Below are 12,512 nucleotides of genomic sequence, written 5' to 3' on the forward strand. Positions count from 1 at the left end.
CCCGGGGTCAGCCGGGCACCGGGTCTGTCAGGGTCGGCGTGGGATTCCGATCCGCGCAGAGAGGTCACGAGCGTTCCTTCGTGTGAGGGGCGGTTTCTTCGAGGGGGGCATGGTCGTCGGATCGCACCGGAGGGGCCGACGGCGCGGCCTGCGACCGACGCGTCTTGAGCAGGCTCGCCACCGTCGCGACCGCGATCGTGGCGGCGATGAACAGCAGCGAGAACCAGATCGGGATCTCGGGAGCCCACAGCATCGGCTCACCGCCGTTGATGAAGGGCAGTTCGTTGACATGCATCGCGTGCAGCACGAGCTTGACGCCGATGAACGCGAGGATGACCGCCAGCCCCTGGGCGAGGTAGACGAGGCGCTCGAGCAGGCCGCCGATGAGGAAGTACAGCTGCCGCAGGCCCATCAGCGCGAAGGCGTTGGCGGTGAAGACGATGTACGCCTGGTTCGTGAGGCCGTAGATTGCCGGGATCGAGTCGACCGCGAAGATGAGATCGACGAACCCAATCGCGATGATCGTGAGCAGCATCGGGGTGACGAACCGGCGACCGCCCATCCGGGTGGTGAGGCGATCCTCGTCGTAGGTGTCGGTGACGGGCAGCACGCGACGCACGAGGCGCATGAAGCGTCCGTTCGCGGGGTTCTCGTCGTGGCTGCCGAACGCCTGCCGGTACGCGAGGAGCAGCAGCAGCGCACCGAAGGCGTAGAACACCCACGAGAAGTTCTCGATGAGGGCCGCGCCCACCGCGATGAAGATCCCACGCAGGATCAGCGCGATCACGATGCCGATCATCAGCACCTTCTGCTGGTAGATCTTCGGGACCGCGAAGGCGGTCATCACGAGGAGGAACACGAACAGGTTGTCGATCGACAACGCCTTCTCGGTCAGATAGCCGGCGAAGTACTCGCCGCCGTACGTCCAGCCCGAGACCATCCCGATCCCGACGCCGAACAGCAGGGCGAGGCCGATGTAGAACGCGGACCAGCGGGCCGACTCGCCGATCGTCGGCTCGTGGGGCTTGCGGACGTGCGCGAAGAATTCGTAGACGAAGAACGCGATCGTGACCGCGATCGTGATGATCCACACGAGAGGGGTGATGTGCAAGGAGGACTCCAGACCTGGCGCAACTGAACGGCGTCAAGGTCTTCCCCATCCCCGTGCCCGAGGACCGGTGGCCCGGGATGCTCGTGCATCCGAACTGACGAGCCGACCGTGCCGGAGTACTCCCCTTGGACTTGGGAGACTAAACGATCGCGTCGACAGTTTTCTGACAGGCGCCTGGGTGCCGTGTCGCGAGCGCTGCGACGCGGGGCACTACCGTTGAGTCAGCCGCCGCCGCGCGCGATCCGAAGCCGAACTCGAGGAGAATCACCCATGTCCGTCGGACTTCTCGCCGTCGTCGACGACATCCTGGCCGCGGCGGTGAAAGCCAGCGCGAAGACCGCCGGAGTCGTCATCGACGACGCCGCCGTGACGCCGCAGTACGTGCACGGACTCACCCCCGCCCGGGAGCTGCCGGTCGTCTGGAGGATCGCGCTCGGAAGCCTGGTGAACAAGTTCGTCATCATCATCCCGATCGCGCTCCTGCTCACCGCCGTCGCGCCGTGGATCCTGCCCTACCTGCTCATCATCGGCGGCGGCTTCCTCTGCTTCGAGGGTGCAGAGAAGGTGCTCGAGTGGTTCGGGCTGCACCACGGCCACGCGGACGACGGTCCGCGCGACGAGAAGAAGCTCGTCCTCGGCGCCGTCCGCACCGACCTCATCCTCAGCACCGAGATCATGCTGATCTCGCTCGCCAGCCTCGATCCCGACTTCGGCATCTGGATGACGCTGGGCGCGCTGCTCGTCATCGGACTCGGCATGACGGTCGCGGTGTACGGCGCCGTGGCACTTCTCGTGAAGATCGACGACATCGGGCTTCGCCTCATGAAGAGCGCCTCGCGCAGGGTGCGCCGCACGGGTGTGCGAATCGTTGCGGCGATGCCGGGCGTCTTCCGGGTGATCAGCGTCATCGGAACCGTGGCGATGCTCTGGGTCGGCGGCCACCTCGTCATCGAGAACCTCGCCGCGACCTTCTGGCACGCTCCCCATGACGTCGTGCACGCGGTCACGCACGCGATCGAAGCGGCGGGCCCGGTCATCGTGTGGATCGTCGAGACCGCCCTTTCCGCGGTCGCCGGCTTCGCACTCGGCCTCCTGATCGTCGGCGTCGTCACCCTCGTGTCGCGCGCGCTGCGGCGCACCCCGGCCACCGAAGACGCGCACTAGTCGTACTCGGCAGAAGCCCCGCGATCCCTGTCTGCACGGGATCGCGGGGCTTCTGATGTAGGGCCTTGGAGCGGCCCCCTCGGGGCGGCCACGACGCGTCAGGGACGGAGGAGGATCTTGCCCACGCGGCCCGGCGCGAAGTTGGCGCGGGCGGCCCCGGCGATCTCCGCCAGCGGGTAGACGGCCTCCACCGGAAGCGTGATCGTCCCGTCGGCGAGGCGCGCGAAGAGCTCGCCCATAAGACGGTTGCGGTCCTCCGCACTCGTCGCGGCGCTCACCTTGCTGCCCCAGAATCCGCGCACGGTCGCCTGCTTGAAGATCACGTCGCCCGAGTCGATCTCCATCGTCGGCGACGCCATCGCCCCGAACGCCACGAGCGTGCCGTTCTCGGCGAGCTGCGACAGCACGTCGCCGCTGGCGCGCCCTCCGACCGAGTCGACACCCACCGAGATCGGCGCCCCACCGGTGATCTCGGCGACGCGCTGCTGCCATCCCTCGGAGTCCGTGGCGACGATGCGGCCGATGCCCTGCGCCTCGAGCTCCGCGATGCCGTCGACGCGTCGCACGAGACCGACGACGTTGACGCCGCGGCCCACCGCGAGCTGCGCGACGAGGCGCCCGACGGCGCCGTTGGCGGCGTTCTGCAGCAGCCAGTCGCCCTCCGCGAGGTCCAGCGAGTCGAGCAGGCTGATCGCCGAGAAGGGCATGGCCACGAGCTGCGCCGCGACCTCGTCGCTCATCCCCTCGGGAACGGGGATGAGCGTGCCGGCCTTGGCGACGAACTGCTCGGCCCAGACACCGAACGTCCCGCCGGCGACGACGCGCTGGCCGACCTGCAGGTGATCCACGCCCTCGCCGAGCGCCTCGATCACGCCGACGGCCTCCGTGCCGGCGCGCGCGGGCAGCTCGGGCTTGAACCCGTACGTGCCGCGGACCGTCCAGAGGTCGTGGTTGTGGATCGCGGCGAGCACGAGGCGCACGCGGGCCTCCCCCGGTCCCGGCTCCGGAGTCGCGACGTCCTCGACGGCGAGGACCTCCGCCGGGTCGCCGAATGCGTGATGAATGAGTGCCTTCATGACGGGCCTTCCTTCGTGAGGACGATGAGTGCGGCCGCGGCGTCGCGACTTCCTGGCCCAACGTGCCCGTCGCGCCGGTTGTTCCGGCTCGGCGTGTCCGGCGGCGGTCAGAAGCTGCGCACGGGTGCACCCTCAGCGTCGCGCCCGCTCCCTCACACAGATGCTCTGCGGATCCTGATCGAGCTCCTGCGGCTCAGTCGCCCGGCCCCGAACGATCGGCACTCGATCCAACCAGATCCCGCAGAGCGGCGGCAGCGGCGCTCAGGCGCCGCGTCCGCGGGCTGGCGAGCGACAGCGGCCAGGCGAGGTCTGCGTCCGAGACGACGCGCGTCGCGAGATCCCGTACTCCCTCCAGAACGAAGCGAGGCAGGAGGGCGATCCCCAGACCGTGGCGGACGTAGTCCGGCGCGGTCGCGATGTCCGCGACCTCGATGGTGACGCGCCGACTCACCCCGGCCGCGGCGAAGGCACGGTCGGTCACCGCTCGATTGCCGTAGCCGGTCGGGGAGTCGATGAAGTCGAAGCCGGCGATGTCGCCGATGCCGACCGACCCGGCGACCGCGAGGGGATGATCGCGAGGCACCACGAGGTCCATGGGGACGCGGTCGAGATCGATCAGGGTCACGTCGGCCGGCGCCGGACCCGGGACGGAGACGAAGGCGAGGTCGAGACGGCGTTCGGCCACCGCCTGGATGAGCCCGCGGGAGCCGGAGGTTGCCGCGACGAGCTGGAGGCTGACGAGAGGGTGCTGACGGTGGTAATCGCCGAGCAGCCTCGGGATGTCGATGATTCCGACGGAGGTCAGGGTGCCCACCCTGACGGTGCCGCGGAGGCCGCCCCGCACCTCGGCGAGGGCATCCCTCGCGCCGTCCGCGGCGTCGAGCGTGGTGCGCGCGTGAGGCAGGAGGGCGGCCCCCGCGTCGGTGAGATCCACGCGTCGCGAGGTGCGCTCCAGCAGGGTGGCGCCGAGCTCTCGTTCGAGCGACTTGATCGCGGCCGACACCGCGGACTGGACGACGAAAAGCCGCGCGGCCGCCGCCGTGAAGCTCCGCTCCTCCGCAACGGCGACGAAGATCTCCAGCTGGCGAAGCTCCATGTCGCCAATCTATCGATTTGGACGATAGGTGGATGCAGAATCGTTCGTTGGACGTGATGGGCGCGCGAGCGGAGGCTGATCAGACAACCCGACGCGACCCGAGGAGCAGCCCATGTCCATCGCCCCGTCATCCCGAGCCTCGGCCGATCGACCGGCCGCCGACAGGAGTCGCCCCGCGAGCCGCGCGCGACACCATGCCGGCTTCTGGTTCGTCGCCTCCGCCTTCCTGATCGCCATGGCGTTCTCGACCGTTCCGGCTCCCCTCTACACGCTCTATCAGGCGCGCGACGGCTTCTCGACGTTCATGATCACCGTCGTCTTCGCCGCCTATGCCGCCGGCGTGGTCACCAGTCTCGTGCTCGCCGGCCATGTCTCGGACTGGATCGGCCGCAAGAAGATCATCCTTCCCGCACTCGGACTCGAGATCGTCGCGGCGATCCTGTTCGCAGCCTCGGCCGCCCTGCCGGTGCTGCTCGTGGCGCGGGTCGTGAGCGGCCTGGGCATCGGCATGCTGACCGCGACGGCCACCGCGCACCTTCACGACCTGCACCGCCGCGCCCGCCCCGAGGCGTCACTGCAGCGGTTCGAGGTCGTCTCCACCGCGGCGAACATCGGCGGCCTGGGGCTCGGGCCGCTGATCGCCGGCGTCCTCGCCCAGTACGTCGACGCGCCGCTGCGCACCCCCTACGTGGTGTTCATCGTGCTCCTCACCGTCAGTGTCGTCCTCGTCATGCTCACACCGGAGACCGTCGAGGAGAAGCTGGTGCACCCGGTGTACCGGCCGCAGCGGCTCAGCACCGATCACGGCGAGCGCCGGCACTACGTCGCCGCCGTGGCCGCCGGAGTGGCATCCTTCGCGGTGTTCGGCGTCTTCACCTCCGTCGCCCCCGGCTTCGTGGGCGGGGCGCTGCACCAGCGGTCGATGGTTCTCGCAGGCGTCACCGTGTTCGCGGTCTTCGGCTCGGCGGCCGCCGGCCAGTCCCTGACCAGCCGCATGCGTCCGACGGCGAAACTCGCGCTCGGGCTGATCGCGGAAGCCGTGGGCATGGTCGGTCTGATCATCGCCATGCACACCGCCAGCGTGCAGGGCTTCCTGGCAGCGGGCGTGATCACGGGGGTCGGCGCCGGCGTCCTGTTCAAATCCGCGGTCGGCAGCGTCACCGCCCTTGCGGCGCCGGATCGGCGGGGCGAGGCCCTCGCGGGGCTCTTTCTGATCTCTTACCTGGGCCTCAGTCTCCCGGCCCTCGGGATCGGACTGGCGGTCCGATACGTCCCCGTCGTCACCGCCATGACCTGGCTGACCGGCGTCCTGCTCGTCGTCATGCTCGGCGTCGCCGTCCTCAGCGGCGAGCGCCCGTCCACCCGGGCTGCGGGCACCTGACACCAGGTGCCGGGGCGCCCCTGGTTGCGGACGTTCGAGCTCGACCGCGTGCGATCATCTCTCATGCCGTCCTCCACGGGGAGCCTCCCTGCCGCGCCGAGCCGTGAGCCGGACATCGACGACGACTTCCGTCGGGGACTTGATCCGGAGCTGTGGGTCCCGAGCTATCTGCCGCACTGGACCACCCCGGAACGAGCACGCGCGCGGTACGACGTCGTCGACGGCGGGATCGAGCTGCGGATCGATGCCGACCAGCCGGACTGGCGTCCGGAAGATGCGCCTCTGCGCGTCTCGAACCTGCAGACCGGCGTCTACTCGGGGGCGGTGGGCTCCCCGCTCGGGACGCATCGCCACCGTCCGGATCTCACCGTGCGCACCGCGACGCCGCAGCGATTCCTCTTCGCGCCGTCGCGGGGGCGCGTCGACATCACGGTCTCCGCAAGCCTCGGCGCCGATTGCATGGTCGCGGCATGGCTCGTCGGAACGGAGCACCGCTCCCCCACCGAATCCGGTGAGATCTGCATCTTCGAGATCGACGCCGACGCCATCGGGAAGACCACGGCGGCCCGCGCCGGGATCAAGGCTCATCATGACCCCGGACTCACCACCGACATGAGCGAGGTCACCCTCCCGTTCGACGCGTCCTCGCCCCACACCTGGACGGCGATCTGGGGCGAGGGCGAGACCGTGATCGGCTGCGAAGGCCGCGTCCTCCGCCGCATCGCGCAGGCTCCCGCCTACCCCCTGTTCCTCATGATTGATCTCTTCGAGATCGGGGCGAGCCGCGGCGGATATCCCAAGACGGCCACCCTCCACCGCGTCCGCGCCTGGGAATGAGGAGCGCGAGGCAGGGCGGTCCGGGCAACGCGCAGCACGATCGCGATGAGGACACCTGGGACCGACCGACGGGAGGAGCCACGCCGGCGTCGCCACCCCTCCTCACGAGTGAATGCGCGATCGGGACTCCACCAGACTGACCTCATGGTCAAGGTCATCGCGATCCAGGGCGACATCACGCGCCAGCAGGCAGACGCCATCGTCAACGCCGCCTCCCCGCGCATGCGTGGCGGTGGCGGTGGCGGTGTCGACGGTGCGATCCACCGCGCAGGGGGTCCCGCAATCCTCGACGACTGCATCAGCCGCTTCCCGAACGGGCTCAGAACGGGGGAGGCAGGGTGGACGACCGCCGGCGAGCTCGACGCATCCTGGGTGATTCACGTTGTCGGCCCGAACCACAACGCCGGAGACACCGACCGAACGCGGCTCGAATCCTGCTACCGCCGCGCTCTCGAAGTCGCGGATGAGCTGGGCGCGCACACGGTGGCATTCCCTCTCATCAGTGCCGGCATCTACGGCTGGCCACTCGACGACGCGATTGCGGCGGCCGTCGAGACAATCGCGACAACACCGACCCGAGTCTCGGAGGTCCGCCTGGTCGCACTGGACGCGGACACGCACGCTCGGCTGTCCGCACAGGTGACTCGCCGGTTCCCGGTCACCCCTGGATCGGGCTCGACAGGAGGCCTGTTCGATCCGGAGCCCAGCCAGTGGGGACTGCGCGGCGACCCGCACCTGTGGCGCGCACTTCTGACCCGACTCGCCACCGTCGCCCGCCCCGGCACACGGGAAGAGCTCGAGGCGCTGATTCGAAGTGCCGCCGAAGAGATCCTGGGCGGCGCTCTGGCGGAGGAAGCGCCGATCTACGTCGCTGCGTTCGATCCAGGCCACGGCATGTCCGCCGGAAGCGTCTCGCCCGGATGGTGGCGCCAGACCGGGATTCCGCTGCTACTCGATCGTTTCGGCGCCTCCCACACGCCGCCGCCGGCCTGAGGCCGGCGCTTCCTCCTTCCCGGGAGGCGCCCACGGCGTTGTCGAACCGGCCGTCCGGAACAAGACGAAACCCCCGCGATCCCTGTGTTTCCAGGGATTCTGCGGGGGTTTCGGATGGCGGTGACGGTGGGATTTGAACCCACGGTAGGGGGTTACCCTACACAACTTTTCGAGAGTTGCACCTTCGGCCGCTCGGACACGTCACCGGGATCGAGTTTACGGGAGGTTCACGAGGCGGCCAAATCCGCGGGGCCTTACGCCGCTGGAGATCCGCTGTCAGGATGACCCCATGGCCGTCATCGAGAACGCGAAGATCACCGTCGTCGGAGCCGGCGCCGTCGGGGCCGCGACCGCGTACGCCTCGCTCATCCGCGGCGCGGCACGCCACGTCGCCCTGTACGACATCAACGCGGCGAAGGTCGAGGCCGAGGCACTCGACCTCGCCCATGGATCGCTCTTCACCGGCGCGAGCGATATCCAGGGCTCCGCGGACATCTCCGTGACCGAGGGCTCGCACGTCGTGATCGTGACGGCGGGTGCCGCCCAGCAGCCGGGTCAGACCCGGCTGGAACTCGTCGGCACCAACGCGCGGATCTTCTCCGCGATGATCCCGCAGCTCGTCGAGGCCTCGCCCAACGCCGTGTTCGTGATCGTGTCGAACCCGTGCGACGTGCTGACGATCCTCGCGCAGGAGCAGACCGGACTGCCGCCCGAGCGGATCTTCGCCTCCGGCACGGTGCTCGACACCTCCCGGCTGCGCTGGAAGCTGGCGGAGCGGATGGATGTGTCGGCGAGCTCGGTGCACGCCCACATCGTGGGTGAGCACGGCGACACGCAGTTCCCGCTGTGGTCCACGGCCTCGATCGGCCCCGTTCCCCTCGCCGACTGGCGGCCGGAGGGCGGCGAGCCGATCACGCGCGAGGAGCTCGACCGGCTCGCCTACGACGTGGCTCATGCGGCGTACAAGGTGATCGACGGCAAAGGCGCCACCAACTACGCCATCGGCCTCTCGGCGACGCGGATCGCGGAGGCGGTGCTGCGCGACGAGCACGCGGTGCTGCCCGTGTCGACGGTGCTGAGCGACTACCACGGCCTCTCGGGCGTCGCGCTCTCGGTCCCGTCCGTCGTCGGCTCGACCGGCGCCTTCCCGATCTACGAGACGCCGTTCTCGGAGTCGGAGCTCGGCCTGCTGCACGCCTCGGCCGAGACGATCAGGGCGACCACCGATCAGGTGCGCAGCGGCTGACCCGGTCGTTGCCTCCAACCGGGCGGGGCTTCGAACGGATGTCCGAAGCCCCGCCTACCCTGGTCTCATGGCCAGCAAGCGTTCCGCCCCCGCCGCGTACAAGTGCACCGAGTGCGGATGGACGGCCGCCAAGTGGGTCGGTCGCTGCGCGGAGTGCCAGCAGTGGGGAACGGTCGTCGAGGCCGCCGAACAGACGGGCATCACGCGCCGGCTCGACCCGATGATCCCGACCGCGGCCGCGCGCCCGATCACCCAGATCGACACGACCGAGGCGCCGCGTCGCCCGAGCGGCGTCGGCGAGTTCGACCGCGTTCTCGGCGGCGGCGTCGTGCCGGGCGCCGCGATCCTGCTCTCGGGAGAGCCCGGCGTCGGCAAGTCCACCCTGCTGCTCGAGGTCGCCGCGCGCTCCGCCCGCGAGGGCCGGCGCGTGCTCTACATCAGCGCCGAGGAGTCGCCCGCGCAGGTGCGGATGCGGGCCGAGCGCACCAACGCGCTGCACGACGAGCTGTACCTGGCGAGCGAGACGGATCTCGCGACCGTGCTGGGGCAGATCGACACCGTCGAACCGCAGCTCGTCATCGTCGACTCGGTGCAGACCGTGTCCTCGTCGCTGTCCGAGGGCGCGGCGGGCATGCCGGGGCAGGTGCGCGAGGTCGCGTCCACCCTAATCCGCGTCGCGAAGGACCGCGGGCTGCCGATCATCCTCGTCGGTCACGTCACGAAGGACGGGCAGATCGCCGGCCCCCGACTGCTCGAGCACCTGGTCGACGTCGTGTGCCAGTTCGAAGGCGACCGCCAGACCGCGCTCCGCTTCGTGCGCGCGCTGAAGAACCGCTTCGGCCCGACCGACGAGGTCGGCTGCTTCGAGATGACGGGCGACGGGATCGCCGAGGTGCCCGACCCGAGCGGGCTGTTCCTCTCGCACGGATCCCCCGAGCCGGGCACGTGCGTCGCGATCGCGCTCGAGGGGCGCCGCGCGATGCCCGTCGAGGTGCAGGCGCTGACGATCCCCTCCAGCGCTCCGAACCCGCGGCGCGTGGTGCACGGCGTCGACGCCTCGCGCGTGGCCATGGTGCTCGCGGTGCTCGAGCGACGTGCGGGAGTGAAGACCAGCGACCTCGACGTGTACGTCTCGACCGTCGGGGGCATCCGCTTCACCGAGCCCGCCGCCGACCTCGCGATCGCGATCGCGGTGGCCGGCTCCGTGCTCCACCGCGCGACGCCGCGCGAGATCGCCGCCGTGGGCGAGCTCAGCCTCGCCGGCGAGGTGCGCCCCGTCTCCGCGGCGGCGCAGCGACGCAGCGAGGCCGCGCGCCTCGGCTACGAGCGGGTGATCGACGAGCGCTCCGGGAAGCTCCGGGCGGCGCTCGACGACATGCGGGCGCAGGGCAAGCCGGCCGCGCTGGAGGACGTGCCGCAGTTCTGACTCACCGACGGCGGCGCATGCGCCGCCGCTGGCTGGGCAACGCGGACAGCGCGATCGGCAGCATGAGACCCGCGAAGCAGAAGGCAGCGAGCAGGATCTCCATGGCCCGAGACTAGGCGCCCAGGTCGAGCGCGTCCAGCAGATCGGCGGGCGATGCCTGCATCGGGTGAGGGCCCGCGATGTCGAGGAAGACCGTCGTGATCGTCTCGCGATGCTTCGACAGGAACGAGCGCAGCCATGCCGGCGAGTACAGGCCGATCCCCTGCGGCAGGTTCTCAGGCTTGTGCTTCGCGTCGCTGAACAGCAGCAGGGCGACCTGTCCGGTCTGCGGGTCGCGGTACGTCCAGACCTCGCCGCCGTCGAGCGGGTCGTCGCGCTTGCCGGGCTTCAGAAGCGGAACGACCGTGTTGCCGTTGCGCAGCGCGAGCGCCACCGCGGCCATGTCCTGCCGTTCGAGGGCCTGCGCCAGAGCTTCCGACCGGAACTCGACGTCGGGGGCCTTCTTCGCGCGCTTCTTGGACACCATCCGTTCAGCGTACGGCTACGCACATCTCAAGCTCCGGATAGAAAGGTTCAAGCATTCTGTCAGGTTCGCGAAAGCCGGATTGATAGTGTTGTCATGCCCGTTCGGGCGCGACATCGGTGGGGACTGGTGGAAGATCGCGCCCTCACAGCAGGTTCGGCGCTCAGCGCCTCTGGGGGCCTGCGCGGGACGACGTGAAAGGCCCGGAGCATCGCTCCGGGCCTTCTCCGTACGGCGACGCGGTTACTCCTTCTTGAGCTTGTCCTGCACCGCTCCCGCCATCTTCTCGACGACGTTCGGCAGCTCCGTCGTGCCGTAGAACCGCGCGTCCGGGTGGGTGGGCGGCGGCATGGGCGCGCTGGTCGTCGGGCCGTCGTGATACGAGAACTCGCCCTTCCCGTCCGGGGTGGGTCCGCTCGCCCAGGTTCCTTCGGATGCCGCGGCGCCGTCGCTGAAGTTCAGGTACTGGTACGAGACCTCCGTGTCCTCCTTCGACTGCGGGAAGTTGCTCGGCACGGGCAGCGTCTCGGCGCCCGACTCCTTGAGCTCCTCGATCGCCGCGAGCCACTGGTTCTGATGCATCGTGTCGCGCGCGATCAGGAACGACAGCAGATCACGCACGCCCTTGTCATCGGTCATGTGGTACAGGCGAGCCGCCTGCAGTCGGCCCTGCATCTCACCGTTGGCGTTCGCGGTGAAGTCGGCGAGGAGGTTGCCGCTCGCCGTGATGTAGCTGCCCTGCCAGGGGTTGCCGTTGCTGTCGACAGGCCGGGCTCCGGCACCCGCCACGATCGCCTGCTGCACGTCGGTGCCGCCGATGACCGCTGCGACGGTCGGGTCGCTCTGCACCGCCTCGTCGGTGATGCCGAGCGGCGACTTCTCGAGCAGCTGCGCGATCATGATCGCCAGCATCTCGACGTGTCCCATCTCCTCCGCGCCGATGCCGTACACCAGGTCGCGGTACTTGCCCGGGATGTGCATGTTCCACGCCTGGAACTGGTACTGCATCGCGATGGTGATCTCGCCGTACTGGCCCCCGAGCACCTCCTGCAGCTTTCGCGCGTACACCGCATCGGGTGCCTCCGGCTTGACCGCGTGCTGGAGTTCCTGCCTGTGGAAGAACATGCGTGCTCCTTCCCGCCCGAAGGCGGTGTCACTGGTTGATCGGATCTCCAGTGAAGGTGCCATCGAAGCATCAGCCCATGCGGTTTACAGGCGCGGGATGAGGTGAAATCATTCGGCGCCGCGGGCGAGCGAGGCCGGCCCGTGCTCAGCGGCCGGCCGAGACGAGCTCAGGCCTCCCGCGAGCTTCTCCGGCACGAGCGTGATGCCGCCGAGCAGGTTCGCCGACTCGGCGAGCTCTTCGAGCCACTGCGGATTGAGCTCGGGTCGCTCGCTCTCCTCGAACGAGAAGCGCAACGGGATCGCCGCACTCAGCCAGACCGTGCTGCGGCCGCTTCCGTCCTCATGCTGCAGCGAGAGCGTGAACGCCTCGCCGCGGCGCAGTTTCGCGACGATCACGGCCTTCAGATGCGCGAGCGCACGGTCGTTGATGTCGATCGCGGTGCCTTGGGAACCGTAGTAGAGCGTGCCCATGCACACCACGGTAGAAGCCGCGCCGCATGATCGCCAGTATTTCGGAGGCCTCTCGCTCGCGGG

12 protein-coding genes and 1 tRNA gene are annotated in these 12,512 nt (G+C 69.4%); 6 read left to right on the forward strand and 7 right to left on the reverse strand.

Going from position 1 to position 12,512, the window contains the following annotated elements; genetic code table 11:
• Window positions 1–64: 64 nt before the first annotated feature.
• Entirely contained in the window at window positions 65–1,111 is a 1,047-nt protein-coding gene (locus tag BJP60_RS14180) for a TerC family protein (RefSeq protein ID WP_203136505.1), read from the reverse strand.
• 270 nt (window positions 1,112–1,381) lie between these two features.
• On the opposite strand from BJP60_RS14180, the gene BJP60_RS14185 reads away from it, so the two are divergent.
• Window positions 1,382–2,275, forward strand: coding sequence for a DUF808 domain-containing protein (locus BJP60_RS14185; RefSeq protein ID WP_203136508.1), 894 nt, complete (start codon window positions 1,382–1,384; stop codon window positions 2,273–2,275).
• A 98-nt stretch (window positions 2,276–2,373) separates the two neighbouring features.
• Here BJP60_RS14185 and BJP60_RS14190 read toward each other — a convergent pair whose 3' ends face one another.
• A complete protein-coding gene (locus tag BJP60_RS14190; protein ID WP_203136509.1) occupies window positions 2,374–3,351 on the reverse strand; it encodes a zinc-binding dehydrogenase in 978 nt (325 codons plus the stop codon).
• 193 nt (window positions 3,352–3,544) lie between these two features.
• Entirely contained in the window at window positions 3,545–4,447 is a 903-nt protein-coding gene (locus tag BJP60_RS14195; RefSeq protein ID WP_203136510.1) for a LysR family transcriptional regulator, read from the reverse strand.
• Between the two features lie 112 nt (window positions 4,448–4,559).
• On the opposite strand from BJP60_RS14195, the gene BJP60_RS14200 reads away from it, so the two are divergent.
• From BJP60_RS14200 to BJP60_RS14210, 3 genes are all read left to right on the forward strand, one after another.
• Window positions 4,560–5,828 (forward strand): MFS transporter, encoded by a 1,269-nt coding sequence (locus tag BJP60_RS14200; RefSeq protein ID WP_203136512.1) that lies wholly within the window; start codon window positions 4,560–4,562, stop codon window positions 5,826–5,828.
• Window positions 5,829–5,891: 63 nt separating this feature from the next.
• Window positions 5,892–6,665, forward strand: coding sequence for a hypothetical protein (locus tag BJP60_RS14205; protein WP_203136513.1), 774 nt, complete (start codon window positions 5,892–5,894; stop codon window positions 6,663–6,665).
• A 144-nt stretch (window positions 6,666–6,809) separates the two neighbouring features.
• Entirely contained in the window at window positions 6,810–7,658 is an 849-nt protein-coding gene (locus BJP60_RS14210; protein WP_203136515.1) for a macro domain-containing protein, read from the forward strand.
• A gap of 115 nt (window positions 7,659–7,773) precedes the next feature.
• Here the strand turns inward: BJP60_RS14210 and BJP60_RS14215 are convergent.
• Window positions 7,774–7,864, reverse strand: a tRNA-Ser gene (locus tag BJP60_RS14215).
• Window positions 7,865–7,947: 83 nt separating this feature from the next.
• Between BJP60_RS14215 and BJP60_RS14220 the strand changes: the two genes are divergently transcribed.
• The gene (locus BJP60_RS14220; protein ID WP_203136517.1) at window positions 7,948–8,904 is read left to right on the forward strand and encodes an L-lactate dehydrogenase; all 957 of its coding nucleotides are present in this window, start codon (window positions 7,948–7,950) and stop codon (window positions 8,902–8,904) included.
• Window positions 8,905–8,971: 67 nt separating this feature from the next.
• Window positions 8,972–10,330, forward strand: coding sequence for a DNA repair protein RadA (gene radA, locus BJP60_RS14225; RefSeq protein ID WP_203136518.1), 1,359 nt, complete (start codon window positions 8,972–8,974; stop codon window positions 10,328–10,330).
• A 112-nt stretch (window positions 10,331–10,442) separates the two neighbouring features.
• Here radA and BJP60_RS14230 read toward each other — a convergent pair whose 3' ends face one another.
• The 3 genes from BJP60_RS14230 to BJP60_RS14240 form a co-directional block, all read right to left on the reverse strand.
• Window positions 10,443–10,856, reverse strand: a complete 414-nt coding sequence (locus BJP60_RS14230) for a dehydrogenase (protein WP_203136520.1) — start codon at window positions 10,854–10,856, stop codon at window positions 10,443–10,445.
• Between the two features lie 240 nt (window positions 10,857–11,096).
• Entirely contained in the window at window positions 11,097–11,978 is an 882-nt protein-coding gene (locus BJP60_RS14235; RefSeq protein ID WP_203136521.1) for a manganese catalase family protein, read from the reverse strand.
• A 108-nt stretch (window positions 11,979–12,086) separates the two neighbouring features.
• Window positions 12,087–12,449 carry a DUF7882 family protein gene (locus BJP60_RS14240; protein WP_238439451.1) on the reverse strand — a complete coding sequence of 121 codons (363 nt, stop codon included), beginning with the start codon at window positions 12,447–12,449 and terminating at the stop codon, window positions 12,087–12,089.
• Window positions 12,450–12,512: the final 63 nt, after the last annotated feature.

Source organism: Microbacterium sp. JZ31, assembly GCF_016805985.1.
GTDB lineage: Bacteria > Actinomycetota > Actinomycetes > Actinomycetales > Microbacteriaceae > Microbacterium.

What these genes read in the sequence shown, in the direction of transcription:
- radA (WP_203136518.1), top strand. Translation starts at nt 8,972, where the DNA reads ATGGCCAGCAAGCGTTCCGCCCCCGCCGCGTACAAGTGCACCGAGTGC.
- BJP60_RS14235 (WP_203136521.1), bottom strand. Translation starts at nt 11,978, where the DNA reads ATGTTCTTCCACAGGCAGGAACTCCAGCACGCGGTCAAGCCGGAGGCA.
- BJP60_RS14240 (WP_238439451.1), bottom strand. Translation starts at nt 12,449, where the DNA reads ATGGGCACGCTCTACTACGGTTCCCAAGGCACCGCGATCGACATCAAC.
- BJP60_RS14190 (WP_203136509.1), bottom strand. Translation starts at nt 3,351, where the DNA reads ATGAAGGCACTCATTCATCACGCATTCGGCGACCCGGCGGAGGTCCTC.
- BJP60_RS14185 (WP_203136508.1), top strand. Translation starts at nt 1,382, where the DNA reads ATGTCCGTCGGACTTCTCGCCGTCGTCGACGACATCCTGGCCGCGGCG.
- BJP60_RS14230 (WP_203136520.1), bottom strand. Translation starts at nt 10,856, where the DNA reads ATGGTGTCCAAGAAGCGCGCGAAGAAGGCCCCCGACGTCGAGTTCCGG.
- BJP60_RS14205 (WP_203136513.1), top strand. Translation starts at nt 5,892, where the DNA reads ATGCCGTCCTCCACGGGGAGCCTCCCTGCCGCGCCGAGCCGTGAGCCG.
- BJP60_RS14200 (WP_203136512.1), top strand. Translation starts at nt 4,560, where the DNA reads ATGTCCATCGCCCCGTCATCCCGAGCCTCGGCCGATCGACCGGCCGCC.
- BJP60_RS14210 (WP_203136515.1), top strand. Translation starts at nt 6,810, where the DNA reads ATGGTCAAGGTCATCGCGATCCAGGGCGACATCACGCGCCAGCAGGCA.
- BJP60_RS14195 (WP_203136510.1), bottom strand. Translation starts at nt 4,447, where the DNA reads ATGGAGCTTCGCCAGCTGGAGATCTTCGTCGCCGTTGCGGAGGAGCGG.
- BJP60_RS14220 (WP_203136517.1), top strand. Translation starts at nt 7,948, where the DNA reads ATGGCCGTCATCGAGAACGCGAAGATCACCGTCGTCGGAGCCGGCGCC.